General features: G+C 71.5%; 13 protein-coding genes. 4 read left to right on the forward strand and 9 right to left on the reverse strand.

Going from position 1 to position 16,458, the window contains the following annotated elements:
• Position 1: 1 nt before the first annotated feature.
• From AC3EUV_RS22195 to AC3EUV_RS22210, 4 genes are read right to left on the reverse strand one after another with little or no spacing between them, the layout of a single operon-like run.
• A complete protein-coding gene (locus AC3EUV_RS22195) occupies positions 2-1,012 on the reverse strand; it encodes a formylglycine-generating enzyme family protein (RefSeq protein WP_435603689.1) in 1,011 nt (336 codons plus the stop codon).
• Between the two features lie 7 nt (positions 1,013-1,019).
• Positions 1,020-2,144, reverse strand: coding sequence for a bifunctional diaminohydroxyphosphoribosylaminopyrimidine deaminase/5-amino-6-(5-phosphoribosylamino)uracil reductase RibD (gene ribD / locus AC3EUV_RS22200; protein ID WP_432142393.1), 1,125 nt, complete (start codon positions 2,142-2,144; stop codon positions 1,020-1,022).
• Positions 2,141-2,827 carry a GTP cyclohydrolase II RibA gene (ribA, locus tag AC3EUV_RS22205; RefSeq protein ID WP_432142394.1) on the reverse strand — a complete coding sequence of 229 codons (687 nt, stop codon included), beginning with the start codon at positions 2,825-2,827 and terminating at the stop codon, positions 2,141-2,143. Before ribA ends, ribD begins: the two co-directional genes overlap by 4 nt.
• Positions 2,828-2,837: 10 nt before the next feature.
• On the reverse strand, positions 2,838-4,556 hold the full coding sequence (locus AC3EUV_RS22210; protein WP_435603690.1) for a WD40 repeat domain-containing protein: 1,719 nt from the start codon (positions 4,554-4,556) through the stop codon (positions 2,838-2,840).
• A gap of 509 nt (positions 4,557-5,065) precedes the next feature.
• On the opposite strand from AC3EUV_RS22210, the gene AC3EUV_RS22215 reads away from it, so the two are divergent.
• Together AC3EUV_RS22215 and AC3EUV_RS22220 are read left to right on the forward strand one after the other, a co-directional pair.
• A complete protein-coding gene (locus AC3EUV_RS22215; RefSeq protein ID WP_432142396.1) occupies positions 5,066-6,100 on the forward strand; it encodes a questin oxidase family protein in 1,035 nt (344 codons plus the stop codon).
• Positions 6,101-6,102: 2 nt separating this feature from the next.
• Positions 6,103-7,743: an alpha-amylase family glycosyl hydrolase gene (locus AC3EUV_RS22220; RefSeq protein ID WP_435603691.1), complete on the forward strand. Its 1,641-nt coding sequence runs from the start codon at positions 6,103-6,105 to the stop codon at positions 7,741-7,743.
• Positions 7,744-7,933: 190 nt separating this feature from the next.
• On the opposite strand, the gene AC3EUV_RS22225 is transcribed toward AC3EUV_RS22220, so the two are convergent.
• Complete coding sequence (locus AC3EUV_RS22225) at positions 7,934-8,920, reverse strand: ornithine cyclodeaminase family protein (RefSeq protein WP_435603692.1); 987 nt, start codon at positions 8,918-8,920, stop codon at positions 7,934-7,936.
• Positions 8,921-9,222: 302 nt separating this feature from the next.
• Between AC3EUV_RS22225 and AC3EUV_RS22230 the strand changes: the two genes are divergently transcribed.
• A complete protein-coding gene (locus AC3EUV_RS22230; RefSeq protein ID WP_432142399.1) occupies positions 9,223-10,512 on the forward strand; it encodes an erythromycin esterase family protein in 1,290 nt (429 codons plus the stop codon).
• 34 nt (positions 10,513-10,546) lie between these two features.
• On the opposite strand, the gene AC3EUV_RS22235 is transcribed toward AC3EUV_RS22230, so the two are convergent.
• A complete protein-coding gene (locus AC3EUV_RS22235; protein ID WP_435603693.1) occupies positions 10,547-11,875 on the reverse strand; it encodes a serine hydrolase domain-containing protein in 1,329 nt (442 codons plus the stop codon).
• A 340-nt stretch (positions 11,876-12,215) separates the two neighbouring features.
• Here AC3EUV_RS22235 and AC3EUV_RS22240 point away from each other — a divergent pair, with 340 nt between their 5' ends.
• A complete protein-coding gene (locus tag AC3EUV_RS22240; RefSeq protein ID WP_432142401.1) occupies positions 12,216-12,473 on the forward strand; it encodes a WhiB family transcriptional regulator in 258 nt (85 codons plus the stop codon).
• A 43-nt stretch (positions 12,474-12,516) separates the two neighbouring features.
• On the opposite strand, the gene AC3EUV_RS22245 is transcribed toward AC3EUV_RS22240, so the two are convergent.
• Genes AC3EUV_RS22245 through AC3EUV_RS22255 form a run of 3 tightly spaced genes read right to left on the reverse strand, consistent with a single transcriptional unit; the run spans position 12,517 to position 16,458 of the window.
• Positions 12,517-13,176, reverse strand: coding sequence for an NADPH-dependent FMN reductase (locus AC3EUV_RS22245; protein ID WP_432142402.1), 660 nt, complete (start codon positions 13,174-13,176; stop codon positions 12,517-12,519).
• 37 nt (positions 13,177-13,213) lie between these two features.
• Positions 13,214-15,463, reverse strand: coding sequence for a xanthine dehydrogenase family protein molybdopterin-binding subunit (locus AC3EUV_RS22250; RefSeq protein ID WP_435603694.1), 2,250 nt, complete (start codon positions 15,461-15,463; stop codon positions 13,214-13,216).
• Entirely contained in the window at positions 15,460-16,458 is a 999-nt protein-coding gene (locus AC3EUV_RS22255; RefSeq protein ID WP_435603695.1) for an FAD binding domain-containing protein, read from the reverse strand. The genes AC3EUV_RS22250 and AC3EUV_RS22255 overlap by 4 nt, the downstream gene beginning before the upstream one ends.

A 16,458-nucleotide genomic window follows, 5' to 3' on the forward strand; every position in this document is an offset into this window, starting at 1 on the left:
GTCAGCCCTCCTCGGACATCGGGACGTCCTCGGCCAGCCGGAACCCCATCGCGTACAGCGAGCGCGGGTAGGGTCCGTGCCGGCGCTGGCAGCGGGCGAGGTCCCGGAACCGGTTGAAGGCCCCGCCCCGGGCGATGCGGTAGGCGCCGAGCCGCAGATACAGGTCGTCCCGCACCACTTCCCCTCCCGGGTAGGGCTCGTAGGTGCTGCTGGTGTACTCCTCGACGTTTCCGGCCAGGTCCAGGGCCCCGCACCACGACCGGCCGCCGGGGAAGGCCCCGACCGGGCTGCTCATGAGCAGGCCCGTCTCCAGCGTGTTGGCCGCGGCGGCGTCCCAGGTGTCACCCCAGGGATGCCGCAGCCCGTCCGGCCCGCCCGCGGCGTACTCCCATTCCTGCTCGGTGGGCAGCCGGAAGCGGCGGCCGGTCCGGCGGCTCAGCCAGTCCGTGTACCAGTCGGCGGCCTCCGCGGTGACCGTGTAGACGGGGTGGTTGGCGGCGGCGGGGTCGTAGCGTCCGTAGTTCCAGTTGCTCGGCAGCCCGGCATGGCCGGTGTCCTTGAGGAAGACCGCGAACTCGGCGTTGGTGACCGGGTACTTGGCGAGGTGGAAGGCCGCGATCCCGACCGTGTGCCGTGGGCACTCCTTGGCCACCCAGGACCGCTGCACCCCGAACCGGGCGGAGTCGGCGTGCAGGGCGTCGACCGCGCTCTCGGGGGTGCCGATCAGCGCCCGGCCCGCGGGGACGGGCAGCATGACCGGGGCGTCCCAGCGGGTCCGCGGGTCGCCCGACAGGGCCAGTGCGGTGCCCGCGGCAAGGCGCCGTTCGAGGGTGAGGGACGGATCCTCGACCAGGGCGGCGAGTTGCTCGGCCGGGCGGCCGGCCAGGCGCGGGAACTCCTCCAGGCGCTCGGCCCTCGGCTCCACATAGCCTTCCGGCAGCCCCATCGCCGCGCGGTCGGTCAGGGCGTTGATATCGGCGTCGACCAGGTTCCTGTGCACGATGTGGGACATGTCGCTCCTACTTCCTGCGGGCGGGATCCGGCTCCAGTACGGTGCGGACGTCCTCGCCGACCCGGCGCACGCCGAGGACGCGGAAGCCCGGGGCCCCGGCCAGGGAAGGGACTTCCAGGCCGCGGACCGCGGGCGCGCCGTCCTGGCCGAGCAGCCGTGGGGCGCTGTACCAGATCACCCGGTCCACCAGCCCCTCGCCGAGGAGGGCACCGGCCAGCGTGGCGCCGCCCTCGACGAGCAGCGACCGGATGCCCCGGTCGTACAGCGTGTGCAGGGCTTCGGTGAGATAGCGCGGGCCGGGGCCGATGGTGACCGGTTCGGCCGACCCGGGTGACGGGGCCGCCGCGGGGCGGGTGGTGAGGATCCAGGTGGGGGCCGCGCCGTCGGAGGCGAGCCGGGAGCGGGCGGGGGTGCGCAGCCGGCGGTCGAAGACCACCCGGACCGGCTGCCGGGCACCCGGGCGGCCGGCGGCGGTGCGTGCGGTGAGGGCGGGGTCGTCGGCCAGGACGGTGCCGCTGCCGACGGCGATCGCGTCGACCCGGGCCCGCAGCCGGTGGGTGTCGCGGCGGGCGGGCGGGCCGGTGATCCAGCGGCTGGATCCGTCGCGGGCGGCGATCCGCCCGTCGAGGGTGGTGGCGAGTTTGAGGGTGACATGCGGCCGCCGGGTGACCACGGCGGTCAGCCAGGCGTGATTGGCCTCCGCGGCCTGCTCCGCGAGGAGCCCGGATTGCACTTCGGCTCCGGAGCGGCGCAGGGTCGTCGCGCCCTCGCCGGAGAGGGTGGGGTCGGCCACGGCGTAGATCACCCGGCGGATGCCCGCCTGGAGCAGTGCCTGGGTGCAGGGGCCCGTGCGGCCCTGCCGGCTGCACGGTTCGAGGGTGACCAGGGCGGTGCCGCCCTCGGCGCGGGAGCCCGCGGCCCGCAGCGCGTGGACCTCGGCGTGCGGTCCGCCGGCCTTCCGGTGCCACCCCTCCCCCGCCGTCCGGCCGTTGGGGTCGAGGATCACCGCCCCGACGACCGGGTTGGGTGCCACCGTGCCGAGCCCGCGCCGGGCCAGCGTCACGGCGCGGCGCATCGCGGTCCGCTCGCCGTCGGAGAAGGCCCGGCCGCCCTCGGAGCCGTCCGGGGTCACTGCGGCACCTGCCCCGGGAGGGCCGCCCGCAGGCCGGTGACCTGCTGTGCCGTGCCCAGCGCGTCGAGATGGCCCATCAGCCGGTCCTTGACCTCCAGATAGCCCTCGTTGAACGGTGTGCGGAAGCCGCCGAGCGGGACCCGGTCCTCGACCACCGTCCCCTGTGCGGCGAGCTGGGCTACCTTCTCCGGGTTGTTCGTCATCAGCCGTACCCGGGTGATGCCCAGGTGCCGCAAACAGTCCGCGGCCATCCGGAAGTCCCGGCTCTCCGCCGGGAAGCCGAGGGCGAGATTGGCGCTGATGGTGTCGTGCCCCACCGACTGGAGCGCGTAGGCACGGATCTTGTTCGCCAACCCGATGCCCCGCCCTTCCTGCCGGAGCATATAGACGAGCACACCGTTGTACGACCGGACGATGGTGGCCAGCGCCGCGGAGAGCTGGGGCCCGCAGTCGCACTTCTCGGAGCCGAGGACATCGCCGGTGAAGCAGGCACTGTGGATGCGCACGATCGGCGGGGCAGCGGATTCGCTGCGTGGGGCGAGGGTCCGCAGGGTGACCACTTCTTCCGTCTCCCGGCCGTCCGCGCCGACCTGCCCGAAGACGGTCAGCTGCATCAGGGTGGCGCCGACCGGGACCGGGGCACTCGCGAGGCGGACCACCACCGCCTCATCGGATGTCGTCATCGGGCGGCCCCTACCGGTTCCGGACGGACGGTACGGTGGCGGGCGCCTCGATGCCGTAGACCCGGCCGTCGTAGGAGGAGGCCAGGAACCGGCCCGGTGAGCCGGCCGCGGCCAGTGCCGAGATCCCGGCGGTCGTGGGCCGTTCGTCGCACACCCAGGTGCCGGCCGCGGGGTCGTGGACGGCGACCCGACCGTGGTAGCCGCCGGTCGCGATCAGTCCGGTGTGCGGGTCGACGGCGACGCACTTGATGCTGTTGCGGTGCGGGGTCGTTACCACGGCCTGTTCCTCACCGGTGGCGGTCCAGATCCGGAGCGTCAGATCGCGGCCCACGCTGACGAAGCGGCCGTCCGGCAGGGCGTCCGCGGCGTTGGCTATACGAGCGTGTGCCGTTTCGTTCGCGGCCAGGAGTTTCAGGTCCGGCAGGGCGTGCCACCTCGCGGCGCCGGTGGCGCACACGCTGAAGAGCACCTCGCCCTGGACGGCGACCCCCTTGACGGCGTTCTCCTGGATGCGCCGCACGTCGACCAGCTTCAGTCCGGTGCCGTCCGCATCCCGCAGGACCAGGGCCTCACCGGTGTAGGTGCCGACGATCAGCGTCTCGCCGTCCGAAGTGGTATGGACGGCGGCGCAGTTGAGCGGGGAGCGGTGCTGGTAGAGCAGGGCGCCGGTGGTCGCGTCGTAGAGGGCGCCGAGCTGGCCGCCGCTGACGACGGTGCCCGCGACGGCGGTGACGAAGTTGCAGCAGCTGCCGAGTTCGGCCACCACCGCGTCGTCCCGGCGGACCGTGCCGCTGTCGCCCACCGTGAACCGTCCCGTGGGGGTGTTCGTGACCGCGTTCAGTCCCGGTGTGGGCTCGACGGCGCTCAGGTCCCAGGTCCCGCCGTCCCGGTCGAAGACCGCGTAACTCGATCCGAAGGTGCCGAAGACCCAGCGGGTGGCGCTCAGTTTGGCGCAGGAGCGCAGCCAGACGTCGGCCGGCACCTCGCTGGTCAGCAGATGGACCGGGTCCCCGCCCTGGTCCAGGCGCCACAGCCGTACGGTGCGGTCATAGCTGGAGCTGAGCAGAAGGCCGCCCTCGGGGTCGTACGCGAGCCGTTTGATGCCGGCGTCGTGCACCCGGTGGCGCCGGGTCCCGGACGGGTCGATGAGGATCAGCTCGCCCTCGTCGTTGCCGAGCGCGAAGCTGTCCACGCCCAGGACGGCGACGGTGTCGGTTTCGACGTCCCCGAGGTCGATGGTGCGCAGCAGGGTGCCGTCGGCGCTGTCCCAGCGGCGTACCGTTCCGTCGTCGCTGGTGGTCACCAACTCGGTGCCGCCCCGCACCCATTCGACGGACAGGACGTCCGCCTCATGCCCTTCCAGCCGGTGGATCAGCCGGCCGTCCAGGTCGTAGATGCGGGCGAGGTGATCGCGGGACGCCGTCGCCACCCGGGTTTCATCGGGGGAGATCACGGTCATCTCCACATCGTCCTTCTGATCCGTGAGCACCGAGATGAGACGCAGATCGGGCACGGACCATAAACGGGCGGAATAGTCGCTGCTGGAGGTCACCACGATCCGGCCGGACGCGGAGAACCGGCACTGGTTGGCGAGGTGGTCGTGGCGTGCCTCGGTGATGGCGGTATGGGTGACCGCATTCCAGAGAATTACCCGGTTGTCATAGCCGGCGGTCACCACCAGATCGCCATGTGCGTCGATTCCACTGATCGGCGAAGTGTGCTTGATCATGCATTCTCCTCGTCGTTACGTATCCGACCGCAATGGGGCATTCCGGTGCGCCCGTGCGGAGGTATGGCACCACAGCGAATGGTGGGCGATAACGCCGAATGAGCAGCCGGCGAGACTCACGCCAACGAAAAAGAAATCAGAATCGACCAGCGAATAAATGAGGGCCCATTCCGGGCCGAAGCAGGACACTAGTTTTTGGCACATGCCCACGTCAACGGCGATTGGCCAACTGTCTTGATTTCACTGGTTTGTGCCGACGAAAAGCAGCCCCTGAATCGCGCCAAGATCCAATGAACGGGCCCGCCGCCCGCACCGCCCCCGCCTGTAGGATCCCGGGCGGGCAAGCCCGCACCACGTGGTGCGCCCCTGTCGAAATACGCTCCCCCGCGCCGCACCACCCCGGACGGCACACCTCCCACCCACCCTGCAATCCGGCCAATATGGCGGGGTCATATTGCTGAACAGCCCGCCGCGTCCTTCCATGAAGGGGAATCGATCTAGGGGGCACAGTGAACGACCTGGACGGCGCACTGAAGTACCTCAGCAACTCCGGCCCCGAGTTCGGCCCCGGGGTGAGCAATCACGGCCCCATGGCGGCGGAAGCCCTGGGACAGCTTGGGCACACCGCGGCGATCGGGGCCTGGGTGAGCTCGTACCGGAAGGTGCTCTACGAGGACACCTACGGACGATTCCAGGAGATCACCCACGACAACTGGCGCCCGGCCCTGGGCAATATGCGGCTCCTCGGGGACTGGAACGCATTCTTCCGGCGGGAACTGGACGGCGCCGCCTGGACCGATGTACTCGCCCGCTGGTGGCCCCGGCTGCTGCCGGGCTTCGCCGCAGGCGGCGGCCATGGCGTCATCCGCACCGGGCACGCGGTGCGGATGCTGAAGGAATCCACCGGCCCCTGGCGCATCGAGGAACTGGCCCGTGGGCTCGGCTACTGGGCCGCCCGCTACCAGGAGCTCCCCGAGGAACCGTCCACACCACGTCAGCGGGATCTGGCGCAGGCGTGGGAGGCGGTCCCCAAGCTGCGCAGCGACCAGGGCATGGGCATGATCTTCCGGATCCGGCTCGAAACGGTGTGGCTCGAACCGGACTTCGCGCCGGCCGTGGATTCGCTGCTCCCCGAGGACGACGCCGACCGGGCGCTGAGCCGGCTCACCAGGGCCGCCGCCGGGAGCTACCTCACCGACGACCACAAGACCCCGATGGCCTTCGTGCACGCCCTCACCACCCCCGCCGCGGTCCGCCTCGTACTGCCGAGCCTGCCCGCCGAACTCCACTGGCCCAGCGTCGCCGCCGCGGTCCGCTTCTCGGCGGCCATCCGCAGCGCCTACGGCACGGGACGGCGCGAGCACCACCCCGGGGAGCCGGTCCAGGACTACGTCACGCTCGCCGAACGCGCCCTGGCGACCGAGGACCCGCACGCCATCAAGTATGTGGAGGCCTGCCGCCGGGAGGACCGGCTGAGCCCCGATCCGTCGTACGCGATCGCCGCGACCGACTGGGTCCGGCGCTGCGAGACCGGATCCTTCTGAACGTGACCGGGCGCGCACCCCGCACGACGCGGTCCTGGTGGCAGGACGCGGTGATCTACCACGTCTACCCGCGGAGCTTCCTCGACACCGACGGCGACGGCGTGGGCGATCTGCGCGGCATCAGCCACCGGATTCCCTATCTCGCCCGGCTCGGCGTCGACGCGCTGTGGCTGTCGCCGTTCTTCTCCTCCCCCATGGAGGATTTCGGCTACGACATCCGGGATCACACCGCGGTCGATTCCCTCTTCGGCGATATGGCGAACTTCGACGCACTCCTCGACACGGCCCACGGCCACGGATTGCGGGTGCTCATCGACTACGTGCCCAATCACACCGCCGCAGCCCACCCTTGGTTCCAGGAATCGAGGTCCGGGCCGGACAGCGGCCGGCGCGACTGGTACATATGGCGCGACCCCGCACCCGGTGGTGGGCCGCCCAACAACTGGATCACCTTGTTCGGTGAATCCGCCTGGACATGGGACTCCCGCAGCGGTCAGTACTACCTGCACTCCTTCCTTTCCACCATGCCGGATCTGAATTGGCGCAACCCGGCAGTCAGGGAAGCCATGTTCGATGTGGCACGTTTCTGGCTCGACCGTGGCGTCGACGGATTCCGGGTGGACTGCGCCCCGCTCCCCGCCAAAGACCCCGCCCTACGGGACAACCCGCCCGCGTCCCCGGGCGCCATGGCCCACCACCGCCCCATGGGCGGATACGACAGTCAGCAACACCTGTACGACCAGGGCCACTCCGACATCCACCCGCTCTATCGCGACTTCCGGATATTGCTCCGCTCCTACGGAGACGGCCCGGACGAACGCATCGCGCTGGGCGAGATCCATGAATACGACTGGCGGGTCTGGAGCAGCTATTTCGGCCGGGACCTCGACGAAATGCATCTGCCCCTCAACTTCGGCCTGCTCCGGACTCCCTGGCAGGCCCGCGCCACCGCAGATCTCGTCCACGAGGTCCTCCGCGCACTCCCTGACGACGCGGTGCCGACCTGGGTCATGGGCAGCCACGACGACCCGAGGGTCGCCTCCCGGGTCGGCCGGGCCCAGGCGCCCAACGCGATGATGCTGCTGCTCACCCTGCCCGGCACGGCGATCCTCTACAACGGCGACGAACTCGGCCTGCCGGACGCCGACATCGCCCCCGAGGACATCCGGGACCCCTGGGGCCTGCGCACCCCGTCCCTGAGCCGCGATCCGGCACGCTCCCCCATGCCGTGGAGCGACGGCCCGACCGCGGGCTTCACCGCACCGGAGGTCACCCCCTGGCTCCCCGTGACGATCCCTCCGGGAGGCACCGCGGCCGCGCAGGAGCACGATCCGTCCTCCCTGCTCACCCTCACCCGGGCACTGCTGGCCCTGCGCCGAAGCCATCCGGCACTCGGCTCCGGAACGATCGAGTTCCTCGACGCCCCCACCGGAGTCCTGGCCTACACCCGCTCCGCACATCCCCAGGCCACCGACCGAAGCCTCCTGATCACCCTCAACCTGACGGATCACGCGGTCCCCGTCGACCAGGTTCTCGCCGACCGGTTCGGAGGACGGTCTCTGTCGACGCTCGCCACTACGGCCACGCGCGGTGACTCCCGTGTGCTGGCCCCGCACGAGGGGGTTATCTGGACGCCGGAGTGAGCCTCCGGTGCGGCCGACGGGACGGAGCTCGTCCGGGCTTCAACCGGCGGGGAGGGAGAATGCCTGCCATGAAGCGCAACGCCCCCTCGGCAGAACCGGCACCGGACTGGGATGCGGCTGGCGTACGGGCCCGGCTCAACGAACTGGCGCAGCGAGACCCCGAGTTCACCCGCTTCGGCTCCGATGGACACTACAGCTCGATCTCCGCCCCGACCGACCGCTTCCGGGCGGCCGTGACGACGAGGGCCGCGGCCGCGGCGTCCTGCACCGCCACCCCGACGGACTTGTAGAGGGTGATCTGCTGGTCCGAGGAGCGGCCCGGTTTGTCGCCGGCGAGGAGTTCGCCCAGCTCGGCGTGTACATGCCCTTCCGTGATGACGCCGTCGCGGAGGGGGCGCAGCAGATCGTTGCTGCCCGCGGGGAAGGGCGCCAGCGCCGCCTGCCGCGACTCGACGCACAGCAGCGCCTCGGCGACCGTGGCATCGTCGATCTCCCGGCCGTCCGGGTTGAAGCCCACCGAGGTCACATGCACTCCTGGTGTCAGCCAGGAGCGGCGGATGACGGGCTCGACTGAATGAGTGGTCGCGGCGGCGATATCGGCCCCGTCGAGCGCCTCGGCGTAGGTGTCCGCCGCCTCGACGGGAACCTGGAGGGCAGTGGACAGTTCGCCGGCCAGCGCGGCCGCCTTCGTCCGGTCGCGGCCGGCCACCCGGATCTGCCGGATCGGGCGCACCCGGCACATCGCCTCGGCATGCGACCGGGCCTGTGCGCCGGTACCCAGAACGGCGAGCACCGAGGCGTCCTCACGAGCGAGCAGACGCGCCGAGAGCGCCGAACCGGCGGCGGTCCGGGCCGCGGTGATCGCCGTACCGTCCAGCAGCGCCGTGGGCGCTCCGGTCTCCGGATCGAAGGCGACGATCAGCGCCTGGTGGGTCGGCACCGGGGTGCCACCGTTGTGCGGAAAGACGGAGACCAGCTTGCTCATGAGCGCCCCGGCGGACGGCACAAAGCCCGGCATGGCCGCCAGGAAGCCGTCCCGTTCCGGCACCGCCACGGCGACGCGGTCCGGGGCGGAAGCACGGCCCGCACTGAGATCCGTCATCGCCGACGCCAGCGCATCGATCAGCGCATCAAGATCGAGCAACGCCTCGACCTGCGAACGCCCCAGTACCAGCATCCGGCTTCACCTCCTGATGAGAGCTGCCCGACCGGCCCGCGCCGGCCGAGGGGTCGACCGTAGTCCCCTCCCCGTGCTGCCGTCTCCAAAAGGGCGCGCGGGCTGTCCACCGGGCTTGGTACGTTGGGCCCATGGTTTCTGGCAGTCGTTTTCTCTGAGGCCCCTTCCGGTGACGCCTCCCGTGCGTCGAGAGCCCATGAGGCTCCACAACGGGACCGTTCTGCGCATGTGCGCCGGGCCGTCCACGGCCGCGTCCCCGCTCTGCTGACCGCAGCTTCCGCCACGAGAAGTGAGATCTCGACATGACAGCCGCTCCCCGTCACCATGACCGGTTCGCGTCCTGGCTGCGCGACCACGCCATTCCCCTCGCCGGCCTCGACCCGGATGCGCCGCTCGATGACCTGGAGCCGCTGCGGGCCGCCGTCGGCGATGCGCGGGTGGTCGCGATCGGCGAGAACGCGCACTTCCTCCACGAGTTCGCCCTCGCCCGTCGGCGGGTGATCCGTTTCCTCGTCGAACGCTGCGGCTTCACCGTGCTGGCCTTCGAGTACGGCTTCAGCGAGGGGTTCACGCTCGACAGCTGGGTGCAGGGCGCCGGCGGGGAGGACGACCTCGAACGGTATGCGCCGGCCGCGGTCCCCTTCGGCATGGGTGAGCCGCTGCGCGAAGTGCGCCACCACAACACCACCGCCCACCGGCCCGTCCGGTTCGCGGGCGTCGATATCCCCGCGGCGGGCGGCTCGTTGCTGCCCGCGCTGATCCCGGTCGCCGACTACCTCCGCGAGGTGGACCCCGATCTCCTGCCGCTGATCGGCTCGGCGATCCAGCGTGCCGAGCGTTTCGCCGGCGAGTCCGGAGCGGTGGCCGCACCGGCCTGGGCCCGTCTGCCCGAGGCCGAGCAGGACGCGCTCAGCGCGGCCCTGAGCCGGCTGCTGACCCGGTTCCGCGCCGTGGAACCGCTCTACGTCAGCCGCAGCGACCAACTCGCGTACGACACGGCGGTGCGACGGCTGGAAGGGGCATGCAGCGCGGACTACACCTTCCGCACCATGGTCGAACTCTTCGCCGGGCGCGGGCTGACCGCCGACACCTCGGTCCGCGACACCTATATGGCCGGGTCGGTGCGCTGGCATCTGGAACACACCGCGCCGCAGGGCCGTATCGTGCTGGTCGCCCACAACGCGCACATCCAGAAGACGCCGGTCTGTTTCGACGGCAGGCTCACGACGTTCCCCATGGGACAGCATCTGCACCGCGCCCTGGGCGACGACTACTTCGCCCTCGGTCTGACCAGCATCGGCGGGCACACGGCAGAGATGTGCCTCGACGAGAGTGCCCGGTTCGGCTTCACCGTCGAGGAAACGCCACTCCAGCCGCCCGAGCCGGGCAGCATCGAGGCCGCCTTCGCCGACGCCGGGCTCGGACTCAGCCTCGCCGCGCTGCGTCCCGCCCGCCGCCCGGCGGCCGAGGAGCCCACCGGGCCGGACCGCATCCGGATGCAGAGCACCTTCCTGCATACGCCGGTCCTGGACGCCTTCGACGGCATCCTCTCCGTCCCGGCCTCCAGCGTGGGCGCCGACCTGGACCTCTGAACACCGGGGTCCTGACCTGGCGGCTCCTGCTGGTTCAGGCCGGGGCCAGGGTGCAGGGGTGGGTCAGGAAGTTGCCGAGCCGGCCGTCGGTGTCGCCGTTCTTGTAGGCGTGGGCCTCACCGGTCAACGCACCGTCGGCGAGCCGGAGGAACAGTCCCAGTTCCGGGCTGTTGATCCGGGCGTCGGTGGTCGGTAGCTGCAACGGGAAGGAAGTGCGCAGATCCCAGGCCGCCGAGGCGCTCGCGGCGGTCGTGGCGCTCATGTCGGCGATTCTCAGGGCGACCTGACGGTCCGGCAGCACACGGAGGGTGAGTGGGATCGCTCCCTCGGGTGCGCTGATCAGGCCCGTCCAGTCGCCCTCCGGCAGCGTCATCGGGTGCGCCGGGTCGGCGATAACCGGTGTGATCGACTCGGGCGGGCAGTCCGGCGCCAGTTCCTCCAGCACGTACCGGAGGATCGCGTCGCGGGCCGCCTTGTTCGTGGAGTTGGTGAGTACCGCGACGGAGAGCAGCCGCTCGGGTACCGCGACGGCCATCGCGGCCACGCCGGGCCCGCCGCCGCCGTGGCTCTGCACCAGCGGTCCGTCGCCCGAGGACAGGCACCAGCCGAGCCCGTACCCCAGATGGTCGTTGACCGGCAGCGCGTGCCGTACGGCCGCCGCGGTCTCCGGCTTCAGCAGCCGGTCGTACGACTGGGCGAACAGCGCCAGCTCACCGGCCGGGGCCCAGCCGAGGGTGGCGCCCGGGTGGCCGCAATCGTAATCGGGGTAGGCACGGCCGTCGGGTGTGTACCTCTGCGCCGACGGTGCCGGGCCCGGGTACGCCCGCGCGAGATGGCAGCCGGTGAGCCCGAGCGGTGCGAGGACCCGCTCGCGGACAACGGCGCCCAGTTCCTGGCCGGTGGCCTGCTCCAGCAGTCGGCCGAGGAGGCGGTAGCCGAGGTTGGCGTAGCCGAAGCCGGTGCCCGGCGCGCGGTAGGGCACGGCGTAGCGGTCCGGGTCGTGCACCCGCTCGCCGTCGCCGTAGTCCCAGTCGTAGTACGCGCCCAAGCCGCCCCGGTGCTGGAGCAGTTGGCGTGCGGTGGGGGCCGGCCCGCCGTCGGCGCCCGGGAGCGGAACGGGGGCGTCCAGGTCCAGGAGCCCTTCGTCGGCCGCGTGGCAGACGGCGGTTGCCGTCATCGGCTTGGTGACGGACGCCAGCGCATATGCCGTGTCCGGTGTGGCCGGGCGGCCGGTGGCGAGATCGGCCGTCCCGTAGGCGGCGGCGCGCACCACCTCGCCGCGCTCGGCCACCGCTACGGAGACCGACGGACACCCGTGCTCCGTCAGTGCCTCGGTGCAGAACTCGCTCAGCCCGTCCAGCATGGTGCCCCTCCCCGTAGTTCCCGTCCATATCACTTCACGGCTGTTCACGGGAGTCAAGAGCGCTGGTCGCAGGGCGTCTTGATCCCAGGCCCACGCTGCCGCGGGCCGTTCCGCCGGGTGCCGGACGCGGTCCCTCGCGGTGGGCGTGCCGGGCCGGAATGTGATCGATTCGGGGAGGAATGTGTTCGTTCGGGACGGCGGCGCATTGTGGGCGCAGGATCGGGCACGCGAGGACAGCAGGCGTCCGGGTAAGGAGGCTGCCGAAGCAGCCGGCCGACCCGGTGACGCCGTGCCGCACTGCCCATCGACCGCGCCCCGCCGCGGAGAACGGAGGTTACTCATGGACTGGCGTCACGACGCGGTGTGCCGTGAAGCGGACCCGGAGCTTTTCTTTCCCGTCGGCAACACCGGTCCCGCGCTGCTCCAGATCGAGGAGGCCAAGGCCGTCTGCCGCCGCTGCCCGGTGATGGGGCAGTGCCTCCAATGGGCGATGGAATCCCGGCAGGACACGGGTGTCTGGGGCGGGATGAGCGAGGACGAGCGACGCGCCATGCGGCGCCGGGCCGCCCGGCACCGGGCCCGGCTTACCTCCGCCTAGAGGGGGCCGTGGGGGGCGCTCGAAACCGCCGCCGGGCGCCCGCTCAGCCCTCCGCCCGCTGGGTGACGGGCGCCCCGGTGCGGTCCCCCGGGAACTCGTACCACCGGCGCTGTAGACAGACGTAGCGCGCATCGGCCTCGACGAGACGGAGGAAGGCGTCGACGGTCTCCTCCAGGCGCGTTTGCAGTGCCGGGTCGGTCAGCTCTCCGTCCTCGGTGAAGCCCTGGTGGGCCGCGGCCAGGCTGAACATGTCCGGGTAGACGCGGGTGCCGAGATGTTCCAGCGGAACCCGTAGCGCCCACAGTCCCCGGTTGCCGCCGACCATGGACGGAGAGGCGGAGACGAGCAGCGCGTGTTTGGTCTTGAAGGGCTGCGGCCGGACCCGGGAGACCCAGTCGATCGCGTTCTTCACCACTCCCGGGACGGAGGCGTTGTACTCGGGTGAGGAGAGCGCGAAGGCGTCGCACCGTTCCAGCCGGTCGCGGAGCGCCAGCGCGCCGTCCGGCAGCCCTTGTGTCTCCTCCACATCACCGTCGTACAGCGGCATGGCGAACTCCCGCATCCTGGCGAGATCCACGGTGGCCCCGGTGGCGGTCATCATGCGGGCGACGAGGGAGGCCAGACGGGCATTGCTCGATCCGGCGCGCATCGAGGCGCCCAGCACGAGTACGCGCAGCGGGCCGGGGTGTGCGTTCGTGGGCATGGTGACGTCCTTCCGTCGCCGGGGAGGCCGGGCTCCCCTACAGCAGGTGCTCGATCCTGATCGGCAGTTCCCGTGCCCGGTAGCCGGTGGCGTGGAAGACGGCGTTGGCGATGGCCGCCGCGGCGCCGACCATGCCGACTTCGCCGAGGCCCTTGACGCCGAGCGGGTTGACGACGGTGTCCGGCACTTCCACGAACTCGACGGCGACGTCGGGGGCGTCGGCGTTGACCGGCACCAGGTACTCACCGAGGCTCGCGTTCGCCCAGCGGCCGTCGCGGGGGTCGGTCAGACTGCCTTCCAGCAGTGCCTGGCCGAGACCCCAGAGCATGCCGCCGACGACCTGGCTGTGGGCCGTCTTGGCGTTGAGGATCCGGCCGGGGGCGAAGGCACCGACCATGCGGCGCACCCGGACGGTACCGAGGTCCGGGTCGACGGCGACCTCGGCGAACTGGGCCCCGAAGGTGGCCAGCCCGTACGGGAGGTCCTGCGGTGGCGGGCTCCAACTGCCGAGTGCCTCCAGGTCGGTCATGAAGTGACGCTCCATCAGGGCGCGGTAGGTCTCGCCGGTGTCGGGCCGGTCCCGGAGCTGCATCCGGCCCTCGCGGACGACGACGGTGGCGGGGTCCGCGTGGTGCAGCGGGGAGTGCGGGTCGGCGATCGCCTGCTCGATCATCTGGTCGCGGAGTGTGGTGGCGGCCGTGTACACCGCGGCGCTGATCATTCCGGCGCCGGCCGAGCCGACCGCGGCCGCGACGTTGGGCAGGTCGGTGTCGCCGTACTCGAACCGGACGTTCCGCAGCGCGATGCCCAGGCCGTCGGCGGCGACCTGGGTCATGGCGGTACCCGCGCCGGTGCCGAACTCCTGGGTGCCGGCCTGCACCACCGCGGTGCCGTCGGCGTAGAGCCGGGCCCGGGCGCGCTGCGGCTGCATGGGGAAGAGCACGGGGTAACCGGCGGTGGCCATGCCCTTGCCGATGAGCCGGTTGCCGTCCCGCTCGGAGCGGGGTTCGGGGTTGCGCGACTGCCAGTCGAAGCGGGCCGCGCCGCGCCGGTAGCACTCCTGTGCACCGTCGCTCGACCAGGGGTGGCCGGTGTGCGGGTCGGCCTCGGCGTGGTTGCGCAGCCGCAGTTGCACCGGGTCGACGCCGATGCGGTGGGCTAGCTCGTCCATCACGCATTCCATGGCGTACATGCCCGTGGTCTCGCCGGGGCCGCGGGTGAAGGTGGGAGTCATGGTGTTGCTGCGGATCAGCCGGTAGACGCCCTCGTAGTGGGGGCAGGCGTAGACCTGGCCGGCCATGCCGAGCGAGGGTTCGGCCCATTCGTCGAAGGGCGAGGTCAGCGAGAGTTTGTGGTGGCGCAGGGCGGTGATCCGGCCGTCGTCGGTCGCCCCGAGTTCGATGCGCTGTTCCTGCTCCTCGCGGTGGCCGCAGGAGGTGAACATCTGCTCGCGGGTGAGCGCCAGTTTGACGGGCCGGCCCACCTCCCGCGCGGCCAGGGCCGCCAGGGTGACATGCGGCCAGATCATGGCCTTGCAGCCGAATCCCCCGCCGACGAACGACGCCCGGACCCGCACCTTCGACGGCGGGATGCCCAGCAGTGCGGCCACGGTGCTCTGGGTCGCCACGATGCCCTGGGTGGCGTCGTAGAGGGTGAGCCGGTCGCCGTCCCAGACGGCTGTGGTGGCCGACGGCTCGATGGGGTTGTGGTGGTTGGCCGCGAAGTGGAAGGTGGCATCGAGGCGTTGGGCCGCGGCCTTGAAGCCGGCCTCGACATCGCCGCGCACGCTGCGCGCGGGAACGAATCCGGCGAAGATCGCCTCGGGTTCATAGGCCTGGTCCCGGCCCTCGTCCAGGGTGGTGACGGAGGGACGCCGGTCGTAGTCGACATGGAGCTGCCGGGCCGCGAAGTGGGCGCGTTCGAGCGAGTCCGCGATCACCACGGCGACGGGCTGGCCGAAGTAGTGGACGACCTCGTCCTGGAGCGGGAAGAAGCTCTCCCCCGGGGCGGCATGGCCGGCCAGGGACGGCAGCAGATGGGGCCGGCCGGCGATGTTCGGCAGGTTCTGGTGGGTCAGCACGGCGAGCACACCGTCGGCGCGCTCCGCGGCGTCCGTACGGATTCCGGTGATCCGCCCGCTGGCCGTACGGGCGCCGACCAGCGCGGCGTACGCGGTGTTGGGCAGGGTGATCTCCGCCGAGTAGCGGCCGCGTCCGGTGACTTTGGCAGGACCGTCGACGCGGTCGACGGGCCGGCCGATGGCTTCGAGGGTGGCGCCGGTCGTCATGCCGTCCCGCCTCCGGTCGTGGCAACGGTGCGCAGGGCGCGGACGAGGGTCCGCCGGGCGAGTTCCGCCTTGAACGCGTTCATCGGCCGGGTGGTGGCGGGGGCCAGTTCGGCGGTCGCGGCCCGGGTGAACGCGGCGTCGTCGGCGCGCTCTCCCAGGAGGACGTCCTCGGCCCGGCGGGCGCGCCACGGCTTGGTGGCCACCCCGCCGAGGGCGAGCCGGACCTCGCGGACCACTCCGTCCTCCAGGGTGAGCGCCACCGCTGCCGAGGCGAGGGCGAACTCGTAGGACTCGCGGTCCCGCACCTTCAGATACAGCGATCCGCGGGCCATGGGGAGCGCGGGCACCTCGATCGCGGTGATGAGTTCGCCGGGCGTGAGCGGATGTTCGCGCTCGGGCGTATCGCCGGGCAGCAGGAAGAAGTCGTCGACGGGGAGGGTGCGGGCGCCGTCCATGCCTTCCAGGTGCACCACGGCGTCCAGGGCGACGAGGGCGACCGCCAGGTCGGAGGGGTGGGTGGCGATGCAGTGCTCGCTCGTGCCGAGGATCGCATGACCGCGGTGGACGCCCTCCAGCGCGGAACAGCCGCTGCCCGGAACGCGCTTGTTGCAGGCCGATTCGGGGTCGCGGTAGTAGGCGCACCGCACCCGCTGCATCAGATTCCCGCCCATGGAGGCCATGTGCCGCAACTGGGCGGAGGCCCCGAGAAGCAGTGCCTGGGACAGCATCGGGAAGCGCTCCACGACCGCGCGGTCCTCGGCGACCTCGCTCATCCGGGCCAGCGCGCCGATGAGCAGTCCGCCGTCGGCCCGCTCCTCGACGCCGGTCAGCGGCAGCCGGTTGATGTCGACCAGACGATGCGGCCGCAGCACATCCAGCCGCAGCAGATCGAGTTCCGTGGTGCCGCCCGCGAGGAAGGAACTGCCGGGGTCACTCGTCACCGCCTCGACGGCACTGTGCACATCCGTCGCACGGGTGTAGCTGATGGCACGCAC

It is taken from the genome of Streptomyces sp. bgisy130, assembly GCF_057708345.1.